This is a genomic window from Brevibacillus soli, from assembly GCF_044759095.2.
Lineage (GTDB): Bacteria > Bacillota > Bacilli > Brevibacillales > Brevibacillaceae > JBIYSM02.
On sequence record NZ_JBIYSM020000065.1, the window covers coordinates 1 to 14256 of the forward strand.

14 protein-coding genes and 1 tRNA gene are annotated in these 14256 nt (G+C 49.4%); 4 read left to right on the forward strand and 11 right to left on the reverse strand.

Translation table 11 applies throughout. The annotated features are described in order from the left end of the window. Positions 1-144: 144 nt before the first annotated feature. Together ACE99V_RS18970 and ACE99V_RS18975 are read right to left on the reverse strand one after the other, a co-directional pair. The gene (locus tag ACE99V_RS18970; RefSeq protein WP_400492784.1) at positions 145-879 is read right to left on the reverse strand and encodes a gamma-glutamyl-gamma-aminobutyrate hydrolase family protein; all 735 of its coding nucleotides are present in this window, start codon (positions 877-879) and stop codon (positions 145-147) included. A gap of 12 nt (positions 880-891) precedes the next feature. Further along, complete coding sequence (locus ACE99V_RS18975; protein WP_400492785.1) at positions 892-2520, reverse strand: peptide ABC transporter substrate-binding protein; 1629 nt, start codon at positions 2518-2520, stop codon at positions 892-894. Positions 2521-2634: 114 nt separating this feature from the next. Here ACE99V_RS18975 and ACE99V_RS18980 point away from each other — a divergent pair, with 114 nt between their 5' ends. Further along, positions 2635-3441: a serine hydrolase gene (locus tag ACE99V_RS18980; RefSeq protein WP_400492786.1), complete on the forward strand. Its 807-nt coding sequence runs from the start codon at positions 2635-2637 to the stop codon at positions 3439-3441. A 103-nt stretch (positions 3442-3544) separates the two neighbouring features. On the opposite strand, the gene ACE99V_RS18985 is transcribed toward ACE99V_RS18980, so the two are convergent. Further along, positions 3545-4837, reverse strand: a complete 1293-nt coding sequence (locus ACE99V_RS18985; RefSeq protein ID WP_400492787.1) for a phytoene desaturase family protein — start codon at positions 4835-4837, stop codon at positions 3545-3547. 187 nt (positions 4838-5024) lie between these two features. On the opposite strand from ACE99V_RS18985, the gene ACE99V_RS18990 reads away from it, so the two are divergent. Further along, positions 5025-5687 (forward strand): M15 family metallopeptidase, encoded by a 663-nt coding sequence (locus ACE99V_RS18990; RefSeq protein ID WP_400492788.1) that lies wholly within the window; start codon positions 5025-5027, stop codon positions 5685-5687. 44 nt (positions 5688-5731) lie between these two features. On the opposite strand, the gene ACE99V_RS18995 is transcribed toward ACE99V_RS18990, so the two are convergent. The 3 genes from ACE99V_RS18995 to ACE99V_RS19005 are packed head-to-tail and all read right to left on the reverse strand — an operon-like array spanning position 5732 to position 8000. Continuing rightward, on the reverse strand, positions 5732-6859 hold the full coding sequence (locus ACE99V_RS18995) for a virulence factor (RefSeq protein WP_400492789.1): 1128 nt from the start codon (positions 6857-6859) through the stop codon (positions 5732-5734). Between the two features lie 56 nt (positions 6860-6915). Next, complete coding sequence (locus ACE99V_RS19000; RefSeq protein WP_400492790.1) at positions 6916-7674, reverse strand: DUF4931 domain-containing protein; 759 nt, start codon at positions 7672-7674, stop codon at positions 6916-6918. Between the two features lie 17 nt (positions 7675-7691). Further along, positions 7692-8000, reverse strand: coding sequence for a winged helix-turn-helix transcriptional regulator (locus ACE99V_RS19005; protein WP_400492791.1), 309 nt, complete (start codon positions 7998-8000; stop codon positions 7692-7694). A gap of 236 nt (positions 8001-8236) precedes the next feature. Between ACE99V_RS19005 and ACE99V_RS19010 the strand changes: the two genes are divergently transcribed. Further along, positions 8237-8938, forward strand: coding sequence for a pirin family protein (locus tag ACE99V_RS19010; RefSeq protein ID WP_400492792.1), 702 nt, complete (start codon positions 8237-8239; stop codon positions 8936-8938). Positions 8939-9045: 107 nt separating this feature from the next. After that, a complete protein-coding gene (locus ACE99V_RS19015) occupies positions 9046-9261 on the forward strand; it encodes a hypothetical protein (protein ID WP_400492793.1) in 216 nt (71 codons plus the stop codon). 67 nt (positions 9262-9328) lie between these two features. Here ACE99V_RS19015 and ACE99V_RS19020 read toward each other — a convergent pair whose 3' ends face one another. From ACE99V_RS19020 to ACE99V_RS19040, 5 genes are all read right to left on the reverse strand, one after another. Beyond that, entirely contained in the window at positions 9329-10750 is a 1422-nt protein-coding gene (locus ACE99V_RS19020) for a hypothetical protein (RefSeq protein ID WP_400492794.1), read from the reverse strand. 274 nt (positions 10751-11024) lie between these two features. Next, positions 11025-11474, reverse strand: a complete 450-nt coding sequence (locus ACE99V_RS19025) for a YhcN/YlaJ family sporulation lipoprotein (protein ID WP_400492795.1) — start codon at positions 11472-11474, stop codon at positions 11025-11027. A 104-nt stretch (positions 11475-11578) separates the two neighbouring features. After that, complete coding sequence (locus ACE99V_RS19030) at positions 11579-12241, reverse strand: C39 family peptidase (protein ID WP_400492796.1); 663 nt, start codon at positions 12239-12241, stop codon at positions 11579-11581. A 60-nt stretch (positions 12242-12301) separates the two neighbouring features. Continuing rightward, on the reverse strand, positions 12302-13759 hold the full coding sequence (locus ACE99V_RS19035) for an aldehyde dehydrogenase family protein (protein WP_400492797.1): 1458 nt from the start codon (positions 13757-13759) through the stop codon (positions 12302-12304). A gap of 278 nt (positions 13760-14037) precedes the next feature. Next, positions 14038-14113 (reverse strand) — tRNA-Thr (locus ACE99V_RS19040). Between the last annotated feature and the right edge of the window lie 143 nt (positions 14114-14256).

Genomic DNA, 14256 nt, shown 5'->3' on the forward strand with positions numbered 1-14256 from the left:
CTTCGCCAGCCGTAGTAGCAGTATTGACAATATTTTCATTCATCAGTGATGCCGTGAACGCGGCATGGAAGTCTTATACACTGAAAGAAGCCACCTTTCCCGATGGAAGGCGGCTTCTTCTCTATTCTTTCTGCTGTGGAATGGCTAGTTGACAGCCAGCTTCAACTGCTTGGTTTTGTTAACGAACGCTGCAGCCAGCTTCAGCATGTTGTCATCATGCGCCCACATACGTTCCGGATGCCACTGCACTCCCACGTATAGCCCGTCGAGACTTTCAATCGCCTCTATCACGCCGTCAGCAGCCGTACCCGTTACCTTAAATCCAGGAGCTACGTCTTTTACTGCCTGGTGGTGGGATGTGTTAACCAGGATTTCCGTTCTTCCCAGCGCTTCTGCAATCATGCCGGGCTGCAGTTGAACCTTGTGCGCTCCGTATTGGCGGGAGCCCTTCTGTGCGTGCTGGAAGGCTCCCGGCACCTGGCTTGGGATGTCCTGGATCAGCGTGCCGCCAAATGCTACGTTCATGATCTGCATCCCGCGGCAGATCCCGAGGATTGGCTTCTTCAGTTCCCTCGCCAGCCTGATGACTTCCAGCTCGGCGAGGTCGCGTTCATATTCGATTTGACCCAATCCCTGGAGCGGCTCTTCTCCATAAAGGTGGGGGGCAGGGTCGTCTCCACCTGTCAGGATGATCCCGTCCAGAGATTCCACGATGTCTCGAAATGGCGCGTCGGAAATGGACATCAGAGGCAGGATGAGCGGTGTTCCACCGGTGCGGGCAATCCCGTCCACGTACCCCGATCCGACATAGAAGAACTGATCCAGGTTGTTGTTCGGAAAATACATCTTGGTACACGCGACGCCGATGAGAGGACGCACGAGATTCACTCCCTATTTCTTTTCATTGGATGCGTACTTGAAGTCGATGAAGCCCAGCGCGTCGATTACGACGTCTTTGACCCCGTCCTGTTTCACCCATGCATAGGTGTAGTAGTAGATCGGCAGGGCAGGCATTTCGTCCATGACGATGGCATCAGCCTTCTTGAGAATCTCCGTGCGCTTTGCCACGTCGCCCTCTTTCGCAGATTGCGCTAGCAGGTCGAGGAACTCCTTGTTTTGCCATTTGGAGGTGTTCAATCCTCCTTTGAAGACTTCAAGGAAGTTGATCGGATCGTTGAAGTCGCCAATCCAGCTGCCTCGTCCGATCTGGAAGTTGCCTGCTTTCATGTCCTCGCGATGGACTTTGTTTTCCTTGTTCACGAGCTTCACTTCGATGCCAAACGCTTTTCTCCACTGGTCTTGAATGACAGTGGCAATTCGCTGGTGAACTTCGCTCGTGTTATAGGATATGGTGATTTCCGGCAATTTGCTTATTCCCAGCTCTTTCATGCCTTCAGCCAACAGCTTCTTCGCTGTTTCCACGTCGCCGTCCTTGATGTAGCCGTCCGGTTTGAGCGCCATGGTCGGAGGCAGGATGCCAAGCGCCGGCGAACTCTTGTATTGTACGACATTGTCTGCGATTTCCTGGCGGTTTACGGCATAGGAGAACGCTTGACGAATCTTCTTGTTGTTGAACGGCGGTTTCGTCGTGTTGAAGATGTACCAGTAGGTGCCGGCCGTTGCCTGGGTTTGCAGCTTGCCTGAATCTTTCAGCGCACCCATAGCATCCAACGGCAGGTCGCCCAGCGGAGAGCCGGCCCAATCCAAGTCGCCCTTTTCAAACATGGACAGTTCGGTATTGGCATCCTCAATCATGTTAAACGTCAACTTGGACAATTTCACCGTGTCTTTGTCCCAGTACTGTTCGTTCTTTTCCATCTCAATGACGGATTTGTGTTCCCATTTTTTCAGTACGAACGGACCGTTTCCTATGTAGGTGTCAGGACTTCCCGCCCATTCCTTGTTCGCTTCCACCACTTTTTTGTTAACCGGGAGGTAGGTGACGGACGCCACCAATTCCGGGAAGAACGGTGCCGGGTTTTCCAGTGTAACCACGAGCGTCTTGTCGTCGGTTGCTTTGACCCCGACATCTTCGGCCTTGGCCTTTCCTGCGTTGTACGCTTCCCCGTTTTTCAGGTAGTAGAGCTGATACGCATAACCGGAAGCGGTTTCCGGGTTGAGCACGCGCTTCCAGGCGAATTCGAAATCCCCTGCGGTCACTGGATCCCCGTTGCTCCACTTGGAATCTCGCAGATGGAAAGTGTACGTCAAGCCGTCAGGAGACACCTCGTATTTTTCTGCGACGGATTCCTTGATTTTGCCGTCGACGCCAACGCGAAGCAAACCATCAAATGCAGCGCGGGCGATGGACATGGATGGAATGTCTTCGGCCAGACCAGGGTCGATGGTGGACGGCTCACCGGAGCCCAGGTTCACCTTCATCTCTTGCGGCGCGGCGGCAGGAGCGGCAGGAGCGGCCGGGGTTTGGGCCGGTTGTTGCGCCTGCGGCGAAGAACAGCCCGCGAAAGCCAAGCTAGCTGTAAGCAACACACTTAACGAGAATTTATGCAGCGATTTCATTTGAAGCCCCCTTTTGTAATTTTCTTTCTTGAAAAACCAAAGCATGATTAAATAATATTATCTTATGAAAATTTTGTCTACACTCGTCGTCTCTACGACTAAGGAGCTGGTGCCATGCTTTCCTCCCTCGCTGTCCCGATTCAAGAGCTGCTGAGCAAGGCCGGCGGTGAATGGGGCATTGTCCTCGAAGACCTGACAACAAAAGACCGCTGGACGCTTAACGAAGACCAGCGCTTTTTCGCTGCCAGCTTAATCAAGGTGCCGATCATGACGGCCGTGTTTACGGAAGCATACGCTGGCAAATTCGCTTTTGAAGACAAGCTGAAGCTGCGTCAGGAAGACCTCGTCGGCGGCAATGGCGTCCTGCAGCACATGACCCCCGGCACAGAGCTGACCATCCTGGATCTTGTGACTCTGATGATCATTCAAAGCGACAATACAGCCACCAACATCATGATTGACCTCGTTGGAAAGGAACCGATCCGTGAGGCGATGCGGAAGACAGAAATGGCCAACAGCCAGTTTTACAACAAACTGATGATTGTCCCGGCTGAGCTTGTGGGATACAACGAGGTGACAGCTGCTGACATGGCCAGCCACCTGCGGTACCTGGCGACAGGAAAAATCATTTCCTACAACAGCTGCCTGCAGATGATCAACATCCTGAAAAAACAACAGCTCCGTGACTCCATTCCGCTTCATTTGCCCGATCCGGAAGGCGATGTGATCGGCGCCATCCAGAGGTGGGAATTTGCGGGCAAATCCGGTTCCGTGACCAACATTCAGCACGATACGGGAATTCTGTACATCGGCCAAAACGCGATCACGGTCTGTACCCTATCCAAAAACGTGGAACCCATATTGGCCCGCGACACGATGGGGCGAATCGGACGACTGGTCTACGAATTGTATACGCGGTAAAATGACCCCGAACCCTTTCCAAGTAACTGTATGGGATGTTGAAAGAGCAGTCGCCTGAGAACCAGGGCGATCTGCTCTTTTTTCTGGCGAACGGATCTGATGATTACTTTTCCAGAATCAGTTTACTGGATTCATAGGCGCTGGAGAACGAAAGCTCCGAAAGCTGCCCCTGCCCTTCGCACCAGTCACCGGCAAAAAACAGGTTGCGGTAATCCGGCAAAAAGATTGGCATCGGTTTTTGATTCATCGTCCATTTGATTTCCTGCACGACGGCGCGAGTGGAAACGCGCGGGACGACCAATTCTTCGCGCCAGCCGGGGAAATGCTTGTCGTACAGCTGCTCGATTTCCGCTTTCCGCTGCTCCATGCTCTCTTTGTTCCCCACATCCGATTGATTGATGTACGCTGTCGCCTGCAGCAGCTGTCCCCCTTCCGGCACGCAGGTCGTGTCATAGTAGGAGATATCCGTGATAAAGATGTTGTTTTGCTTGTCGTAAATGTACGTGTACGGAACATCGATGCGTGTTTTCAAACCGACGTCGTACACCACGACATAGGTAGGATCGTAGTTGGCGTACTGGCTGATGGCATGTTCCAGCTTGGTATCCTTGAACGCCTTTACCATCTCTTTCGGAGGGATGCAGCTTATGAACTCGTCTCCGGTGATTTCTCCTTCCGCTGTGATGGCCGCCATCACGCGATCATCTTCCACCCGGAACGCTTCTACTTTGGTTTTGGTCATGATCGTTCCGTTATGTTGCTGGATCACCCGGACAAACTCGTCGATCAACGCCTGCCACCCGCCGCCGATGTATGCAACCGGCTTGTTGGTGGTGAACAGTCGTCGATAGTATTGAAAAAAGACATCGGAAGGAATTTTTTCCGGCTCGCGGGTAAAAAAGTTGGAGGAGGCAAGCGTCAGCATCATTTCCTGGACGTCCTCGCTTACGTTTTTTCTCTCCATCCACTTTTGAATGGAGAGATGAGGATGCCCCGTCTCCATCTTCAACATCGTCTTTAAAACCTCAAAGGTAAACTTTACCTTATCCAAGCCCTTCAGTACCTTCGTACGGAACAGACCCTGTACATTGGCCGGAACGGCAGTCAGATCGTCGCCCAAGTCGTACTTGGCTTTGTTGGGATTGAAGTCCTGCCAATCGATATGGAGATCCAGTTCTTTTTCAAACGTGCGCAGCACGGAAGTATCTCGACCGTAAATGGCATGTGCGCCAAAATTAAAGTTGAAACCTTTAATCTTCAGTGTTACGGCTCTGCCCCCCAGCGCTCCGCGTTCAAGCAACGCAATTTTTTTCCCCCGGGAAGACAGGTAGGCAGCAGCAGACAAACCGGCCAAACCTCCGCCTACGATAACGACATCATAATGATTGGTTGACATAAACAATCTCCCTTACCTGTCACACAAGATTTCAATATTCCCTAGAATAATGGATGAATAAGCTGGAAGTCAACCATAAATGAACTATGTCTATTGTTATACTGAATATACCAATTAATTCCTTTTCAAACCACCTGATTTCCGTTACAATACCTGACAAATCCCGTACAGAAGAAGGTGACGAGTCTTGCTGCAAACTCCGATTCCTATAGAAGAGAACAATGAACCCTTGGTTTCTCTGGCATATTATTCCCCCCGCATTAAGGTCTACCCCTTCTATTATCATCAAAAAATAAACGGTTCCTTGCCGGATTGTTACGTACGGGCGGGAGTGGCAGAAAGGCTGGTACAGGCGGCGGAAAGGCTGGACGACGGTTACACCCTTGTGGTGCTGGACGGCTGGCGGCCGTTGTCTGTACAACAAGCTCTCTACGATCAGTTCAAAAGCGTGCTGTTGGCCCAAGGTTGGCGGGAGGGGGAAGAGTTATTTGCCGAATTGAGCAAATACGTAGCGAAACCGTCCGTAGAACCTGACAGGCCGTCCCGCCATTTGACCGGGGGCGCAGTGGATGTGACGATTGCGGGTCCCAACGGCTGGCTCGACATGGGTACTGCCTTTGACGACTTCACGGAGCGTGCCCGTACTCACTATTTCGAACAAGTGGACAAGCCTGACGATCACGCCCTTTACATACGGACAAATCGACGGCTGCTCCACCGGCTGATGGCAGAAGCGGGCTTTACCAACTACTCCGAGGAATGGTGGCACTACGATTTCGGCAATCAGGCCTGGGCTCTGCAAACCGGACAGCCTGCCGCCCTATACGGAGGCATACTTTCGCTGGAATAGGAAAAAACCAGAGAGCTTGTCTCTGGTCTTTGTGATTTTACGGCTTACTGTTCATTTCTTTTCGTCATCTGCTGCCAAACGGTGCCGCTGGCCGCCTCGCCGCTTTCGATCCGCTCCAACGCCATTTTGATTTGCAAGCGAACTTCGAATTCGGGATCGTCCTGTGCTGCACGCAGGGCAGGGAGTGCTGATTCATCGCCCACTTCGTGCAAGAAGCGGGCTGCCCGCCATCGCACCAGCTTGTTCGGATCCTGCAGCGCGTTGCACATCGGACCGATCGCTTTCGGGTCTCCCAGATCGGAGAGGGTGTCCCCTGCCGTGCGGCGTACGGAAACGGATTCGTCCTTCAGCGCTTCAAACAGGTATGGCAGAACCGCATCGCCGCCGACCATCCCCAGATAAACGACAGCCAGACGGCGTATGGATGACTTGGGGTCATGCAAGGCCTTTACCAAAACCGGCAGCTGCGCCTCCGTGGGTTCCATCCGCTCCAGCGCGGCATACCGCTTCTGCCAATCAGGATCATCCAGCATCTCGGCGGTCACGACTGGCTTATTCTCTTCCACCGGTTCCGGCAGCTGGCCATTCGCCTCCATGGCCTGTTCAACCAATCGTTCAACCCGCTCCTGCGGGTAGGCGGCGTCAATCTCCTGCGCCACTTCTTCACCTATCTCTTTCAGGTCTCCGTAACGGATGCCGTGCTCCTCCCATTTTCGCTCCATGATCAGGTTGGGAGATGCAGATCCCGCCATGACGGCCGCTTTGCCGAAGCGCTCGGGAAGGGCAGCGCGAACCTGCTCTGTGCCTGACGTCACTTTTACCTGCATGGGAATTCCGCGAAACATCTGAATGTAGACCTGCGCCTCTCCCCATGCCTTTTCCTCAGAATTCGGGGTCAGAACCGGCAAGTCTCCCGCCTCGCCGAAAACCTCTCTGGCCTGCGTCAGAATGCTTTGCCAATCCGCATTTGATTTACGTTCCAGCGCCAGGAAATCGGCCGCGTGAAAAACACCGGTCACGCCCTCGATAGCCAGCAGTCTTTTGATCAGCTCAGGAGCCGATTCCATCCGGTCTTTTCGGTAATCTTTCTGAACGCCGTGCGGCAACCGCTCGTCGACGTTCAGCTTCATCGTATTGGGACTGGGTGTCGGTTCGATCGATAAGAGTTTCATACCCCTTCACTCCTTCGTACAACAATCACTTCCGTACCGCTATGGTAACACATTCCTTAAAAGTAATGTTTTTGAATCTCCGCCACAACCTCTTCCAGATTGCTGGCTACCTGGGGAAGGGAGTATCCGACGTAGAGCGGCGACGTCACAAAGCGCGGCACCACCTTCACGATGATTTTCTCCTCAATCTGGTAGAAGAACAGGTTGTAACTTTTGCAGCGGCGATTTACGTGGTTTAAAATCCAATGGGTCAGGATTTGCAAATAGTCTGCCATTTGTGTCAAACGCCCGGGGTCGGAGAGAATGACGTTGTATTCAAAGAACCCGGCCCGCGGCAATGTAGACAGGTTGCATTCAACACCGGATTGCCGGTCAATCACGATGCCCTCAAAATCCGACGCCTTGACATGCTGCCGGTAGTCGTGTTGATACAGCCCGACAATCTGCATATGAGGATGGTGAATGCTGCCGCCTGAATACGGTCCGTGGTTTTTGAAATACATGACGGAGCGAAACTCGCCGCTTTGCTCCATCTCCTGCCATTTTTCTACGCCAAAAGAAAGCAGGGCGTACAGGTGCTCCTTGGGATAGAGGGAGAGTTCACCGTTGCAGTCGTCCGATTCGACCAGCACCGTTTGCAGCGTATCCCGCAGTACCGGATACTTGTTGCGCAGAAGCATGATCGAGCCTCTCTGATCGAGAATGTCGGACAATTCGTCCCGGTTGCAAAACGGGCAAACCGTATCACGGTTGATGATGCTCTCCGGCTTTTTACGTCCGATGCTGGTATCAAAGTGCAAATGTGTGTACGACAACCGAAATCACCTTCCCCTTACAGCCATTCGGCCCCCCATTTTTCCATCGCATCCAGCACGGGCTTAAGCGCCTTTCCTTTTTCCGTGAGGGTGTACTCAATCCGAACCGGAGTCTCTTTATATACGTGGCGCATGACGATGCCTTCCGCCTCCAATTCCTTCAGGCGCTCCGCAAGCATTCGGTCGCTCATGCTCGGGATGATTTCCGATATCTCTTTAAAGCGCTTGGCCCCCGACAGCAGCACCCGAATGATCAAGCCTGTCCAGCGCTTTCCCAACAATGCATAGGCAGATTCAAATTTGGGACACAGGGAATGATTTTCCATCGATAACCTCATCTCCTGCAACAAATTTTTTATTATATACTTTGCAAAAGGAAGTTGAAAGGATATTATACTTACATAAAGTAAGTTATTATCATTTTACCTCAAACCGTGAAAAGAAGGGAGTAAAAAATCCATTGCTATAGGTGCAGCCCTAATCGGCCCGGGTTCATACGCGCTCGACGCCGTTCTGTGATAAACTTATGGGTACATTCCATCTCGCAGGAGGTCTCATAACCATGATTGACGTCCGAAAAGCAGAATCTCGTTACTCCGCTGACCACGGTTGGCTGAAGAGCAACTTCAGCTTCTCCTTTGCCAACTATTACGATCCCGACAATATGAACTTTGGCCCCCTGCGCGTCTTCAATGATGACGTCGTTCAGCCGCAGACGGGCTTCGGAGCCCATCCGCACCGGGAAATGGAGATCGTCTCCGTCGTATTGAAAGGGGCCCTGCAGCACGAGGACAGTGCAGGCAACAAGGAAGTCATCCGCCCCGGTGAAATTCAACGCATGACTGCCGGTACCGGCATCGTCCATTCTGAAGTAAACCCTTCGGCCACCGAGGAAGTCAATTTCCTCCAGCTGTGGTTTGAGCCGGAAGAATACGGTTTGCCGCCTTCCTACGAGCAAAAGGCATACGACCGGGATGCAATGAAAAACCAACTGCTGCCGGTCGTATCCAAACAGTCAAATGAAAAGGTTGTCCACATTCATCAGGATCTCACGATGTATCTGTCCGATCTGGATCCCGGAAAGTCCATTCGATTTGAGCAAAAGCCCGGCCGTCGAATCTACGTGTTCGTCATAGAAGGTGAGCTCGTTTTGGACGGCGAGACCACACTTTCGAGACGCGACGCCGCCCGCATCACCGACCAGGCAAGCCTGGAACTGTCCACAAGGAAGGGCGCTGCCTTTATGTTAATTGATTTGCCTTAAATTTGTACACACTCCTTGCCGGTGAGAGGCAGCGGGTGTGTTTTTTTTATGTCATTTTGTACTTTACGATGGGATAATACAGGAGTGCGGAAAGGTGATGGTTTCCCGTGGAAAAATCGTTCTATTTCATCGTCAACTGGAGCGAAGCCCAGCGATACAAAGCGGAGCTCGATGAGAAGGGAATTCCTTACGCCATTCAGTCTCCGGCTGACTTGCCCGATCTGAAGGATGGCAAGCTGGCCATTGTATTTCCCTCCATCCCCAACCGTCTTTACACGCAGGTTCGCTCCCTCTTTACCTGCAACGGCCAGCCCTATCCCTAGCACAGGAGAGGCACAGAGCGGACCTGAACTCTCCCTGCGAAAAGCTGGGAATCACCTTGCCTAAGAGTTACAACGGAAAGAACCGGTATCCTTTCACTCCTGTTTGATCCATCCATTGCTTTTTGTTCGCCATTAATTCAGCCAAATCAGGATCCATTCTTCCGTAGATCTTTACGAATAAGCTTTGGGATTCAACCAAGTCGTTATAGGTTAGAAAAGGGTAGTCCTGCAAACCCATTTTGCCATTGGGAAGGTACGCATAATGCAGGTCGTGATTTGGTTTGATCCACATGCTTTTGGTATTTTTCACTCCATAAAGCAATTTATCAGCCATTTCCTTGTAAAACTCCTGCTTCGTTTCGAGATACATCTCATAAAGGAAGTTCATCTCGTGCAGGTGGTGATTTAATGAGACATGCGTTTTTTTGTGCGGCTGTTTCCAGGAATAGTCTGCAGGTAACCATCCTTCCGACTCGCCGTAGTTCGTGTAATGATGATGATCGATATGTGCAAGCAAATAGTAGGAATATTTCTCCGCTGCCTGGTAAAAATGACGGTCCCCGTACCGTCTGTAGCCCTTTAACAACAAGGTTGCTATGTCTGTATTGAAGCGTGTATCAAAGAAGCCTGCTCCGATCCCGTAATCCTTCCAGAGCCACTCTGATCTTGGCAGGGTTTCCCAATACCCTTCCCTGTTTTGATTGGGCAGGATGGTGTCCAGCATTACCCACCCTAAATCATCTGCTGCCCGGCTTCCTCCTGTAATGATGAACGAATGGGCTGCATAGTTGGCTGGTAAACGCCAGAACATGTTCGGCGAATAAGGGGTGTACGTTTGAGGCGATCTCACGTAATATCCATCCCATGACCATTTTGAATGTTCTTGCAGATCGATCGCCAGCCAAATGGCTTCCAAATCGGGGGTGCTGCTCCAGTCTACAAGTGATTCTTTTGATTCCAATCCCCAGATTTCCGCAATGGAATTTTTCTTTTGGGGAAAATGGACGTGAATCTTGTAACCATCCAGTGTGCGAATCACATTGATCGGCAGAGGGTTTGGCTGTTGTTCAAAGGTTCCCTGCACATTTTTGATGTAAAAATTGGACGCATTTAACAGCATACTCATTTGGTTTGTTTGTAAAAATCCGCTGGGTTGGGGCAATTTCGTATCCACGGGAATGGTTGCCCATCTATTTCCCGCAGGGAGCCTTTCCACATAACGAAACGTTCCATTGCTTCCGGACAGCGGGATTGAGAACGTGTAGGGTTCACGATGATCCGAAGTAAATTCGAGACGTTTCATCCAGTAAAGATCGCCGTTTGGCAACAAAACTTTTTTTGTAAGTACCACACCCGTTTCAAACCGGTCTGTCACGACTGTCTTTATTGGCTGCTTCGACAGTGCTGATACTTGTTCGGCACTCCATACAAAAGGATACGGTTGCAAGAGAAGCAAAAGGAAAAAAACAACAATAAGTCGTTTGCTCATGGTCCCTCCCTGTACATCCGATATTTTTTCATACTCACCTACTTAAGACGTTTGTTAGTTTTTTCCAGTTACATGATTTACCTATTATTTTGTCAATAAGAAAACCCACCCGGCATTAGCTATCCTCGACCCACTCGGCGTTAGCTATCGCTGTGCCGAGTGGGGTCCCCTTCTTCGCCGAGCGGGGGCCCGAACACTTTTCTAGCGGCTGTATGGGATGTCCAAATTTATAAATTCTTATACACTCAAAAAAGCAGGGATGCCCCTGCTTGGTTTATCCATTCATCTGTTTTTCAATTTGTTTGAGCTTTTTCTTTTGCCTGCACGCTTTTTTCTTTTTGGTGGACCAGGGAGTATTGCTTAGTTTCTGCAGTTCATTAATTAACTTCTTATCGGAAGTAACATGAATCTTTGTTTTTGGAAATTCTTCTTTTAATTTCCGAGATACTTCCTTTCGTATGGATTCCAATCGGAGGCGATTGAAGTTGCTTACCTCAATGGCGACGTCCAATTCATCGTCGATTTGCACGGCAACAGCTTGATCAATGCCTTTTACTTGTTCCGTAATCGACTTCGCTTTTTGTTCCAAATAAAAGTAGCGAACCGGAGTCGGATTGCACATCGGATCTTCTTCTGCAGACTTGGCTTTAGTCTGTGGATTGGACTGCTGGGTGCATCCGATTGCCAAAAAGAACAGAGACAGAACGAATAATGTGATACGCAAGCCAATACCCTCCCAACAACAAATAGCGTACCATTAGACTATCCCTGAACTTTTTTTGTATGAATGAAAAATGAAGGCAACTTTTGCAATATCAACCAAACAAATCATTTGTTTATCAATATCAACTTTCTTCTTTCCATCTTCCCTAAAGAATAAAACCTCTCTTCATGACTTGTAAACCAATCCAGTTTCACTCTTCGGTTATATTCGGCAGGCTTGTCATACACATACTCAATATCATCCTGATCTTGTTTGTCATCAGTATAATATGGATCAAAGAAATAAACATAATCTTTATCTATTTTCACAACCAAGATATAATGATACATTCCTTCGGTAATACAGACCGTTGTAATGCCGACACCTTTATTTATGTAATTTTTGATATTTTCATTCTTTATGAAGTTCACTTCATCTTCCATCAAGAAAGTACACGTGAAACCTAATTTTTTATCCTGACTGTAAGTATTTAGCCAGTTGGTTATCTGTCTTACAGCATCAACTGAGGTACCGCCTTTTCCTATTTCACCTTTCCGATCCGATAGATCTAATGAGTATTGGAATATATTTTGTATCATGGACGGTTCCGTCATCGTACGATCAAATAAGTAAAGGAATGCGTTTAAAAAAGTGACAGGAGCACAATCGAATTCAGAAAACTGATAAGACAATGGGATCTTCAACCGAAACCACGCGCCCTTCTTAAGAATTTTTTCCCAAATAGAATGACTCCTTCCAACAAGGAAGAAAGTCTCACGGATTTCCATCAGTGAGACTTGAATATAAAGTTGGCTCATGGATTGTCGTACAAGTAAACTATTTTCTTGCTAAAAGGGATATTTCCTGTCTTGAATTTGTACGGAAATCCATTTTACAGTGGTAAATTCGTCAAGCGCCCACTCTCCTCCGTACCTACCCAGACCAGAAGATTTTTCACCACCGAATGCAATAATGGGTTCATCGTTGACACTTTGGTCGTTGACATGAATCATGCCTGTTTCAACACGTTTGGCCACTTCAATGGCATGTTCAAGACGTCCGCCATACACAGCACCGCTTAAGCCATAAGGGCTGTCATTGGAAATACGGATTGCATCTTCCTCATCTTTCGCGGATATAACGGAAGCAACCGGACCGAAGATTTCTTCCTGCGCGACCGTCATATCGTTGGTGACATCCCTCAGAATAAACGGACTCATGACGTTTCCGTTGACGCTCCCTTCCAATGCCACCTTGGCACCCTCGCTTTTGCTCTTTTCGATCAGGGCGAGGATACGGTCGACCTGTTTCGAGTTGATAAGGGGTCCTATTATTGTGTCAGGGTTTGACTGATCACCGTATGGAATCGATTTCGCTTTTCGGATAAACGCCTCCAAGAAGGGTTCGTATATCTTTTGATCGACAATCACCCGATTGATTGCCATGCAAATTTGTCCCGAGTGCATAAACTTGCCAAATGCCGCCGCTCCAGCCGCCTTTTCAATGTCAGCATCGGCTAGAACAATCATGGCGTTGTTGCCGCCGAGCTCAAGAGCGACCCGTTTTAAATTCTTTCCGCACAGTTCCCCAATATGTCTTCCGACTTGCGTAGAACCGGTAAATGAGATAATGCGTGGAATCGGGTGTTCCACAAACGCATCTCCGATTTCATCAGGATTGAAGACAACGACGTTTAGAAGTCCCTTGGGAATCCCCGCATCTTCAAACAGTTTGCCAATAAAGAGACCTCCTGCAATCATCGTTTGGGAATCGGGCTTGAGCACCACTCCGTTCCCTGTCGCAAGTGCGGGGGCGACGGAACGCATGGAAAGATAAAATGGAAAGTTAAACGGGCTAATCACCCCTGCCACACCAGCCGGGATTCGATAGATTCGGTTCTCTTTTCCAGGAATCAGAGACGGCAGGATATGTCCTTTCATACGAATAGGGAACGTGGCTGCCTCTTTTATAATGGCCATGGCAAAATCAATTTCAACATTGGCTTTCACTACGGAACTACCCGTTTCCGTCGTGATAATTTCAATCATTTCCTGACGTCTGTCTGAGAGCAGTTCCGCCGACCTTTCCATTATTCGGGAACGCTCATAAGGGTTTACCTTTGCCCACTCTTTTTGCGCCCTTTTTGCTGACTCGTAGGCTTCGTTCGTGTCGTCGAGATTTGCCAAACGAATTTTCACCAGCGTTTCGTCATTATATGGGTTTTTGTCCTCATAGGTATCCCTGCTTCTGCCTTCCCGCCATTCACCTGAAATAAACTGTTTGTTCCAGGCGCTGAATTTTGTCATAATCTGGCCCCCTGTTAACATGTTTTTTTATTATTTTTAACGGTGGAAAGAATTATTCCTACGTTATGCACTTAATGGGACAAATGGCAAACAAAAAAGCAGCGCTCCCCTGCCGCGCTGCTGATCGAATACAAATAAGAAAACCCACCCGGCATTAGCTAACGCTTCGCCGGGCGGGGCCCCGAACACTTTCTTAGTGTCTGTATGGGATGTCCAATTTTATAATTTCCTATATGCTAAAAAAAGCAGGGTCTCCCCTGCTTTTATGTATGGACAAATGGTGCTGGTGACAGGACTCGAACCTGCGACCTGTTGATTACGAATCAACTGCTCTACCAGCTGAGCTACACCAGCATGCCTCTCAGCATTGATTATCATAGCAGATAATCACGCATTTTTCAAGACCTTTTATTTCCCTAATGTTATTGTTCTGTGATATTGTCACTGTGTAACTGTTCTATGAAAATGTCACCATGGGACAGGAGATAATCACATTG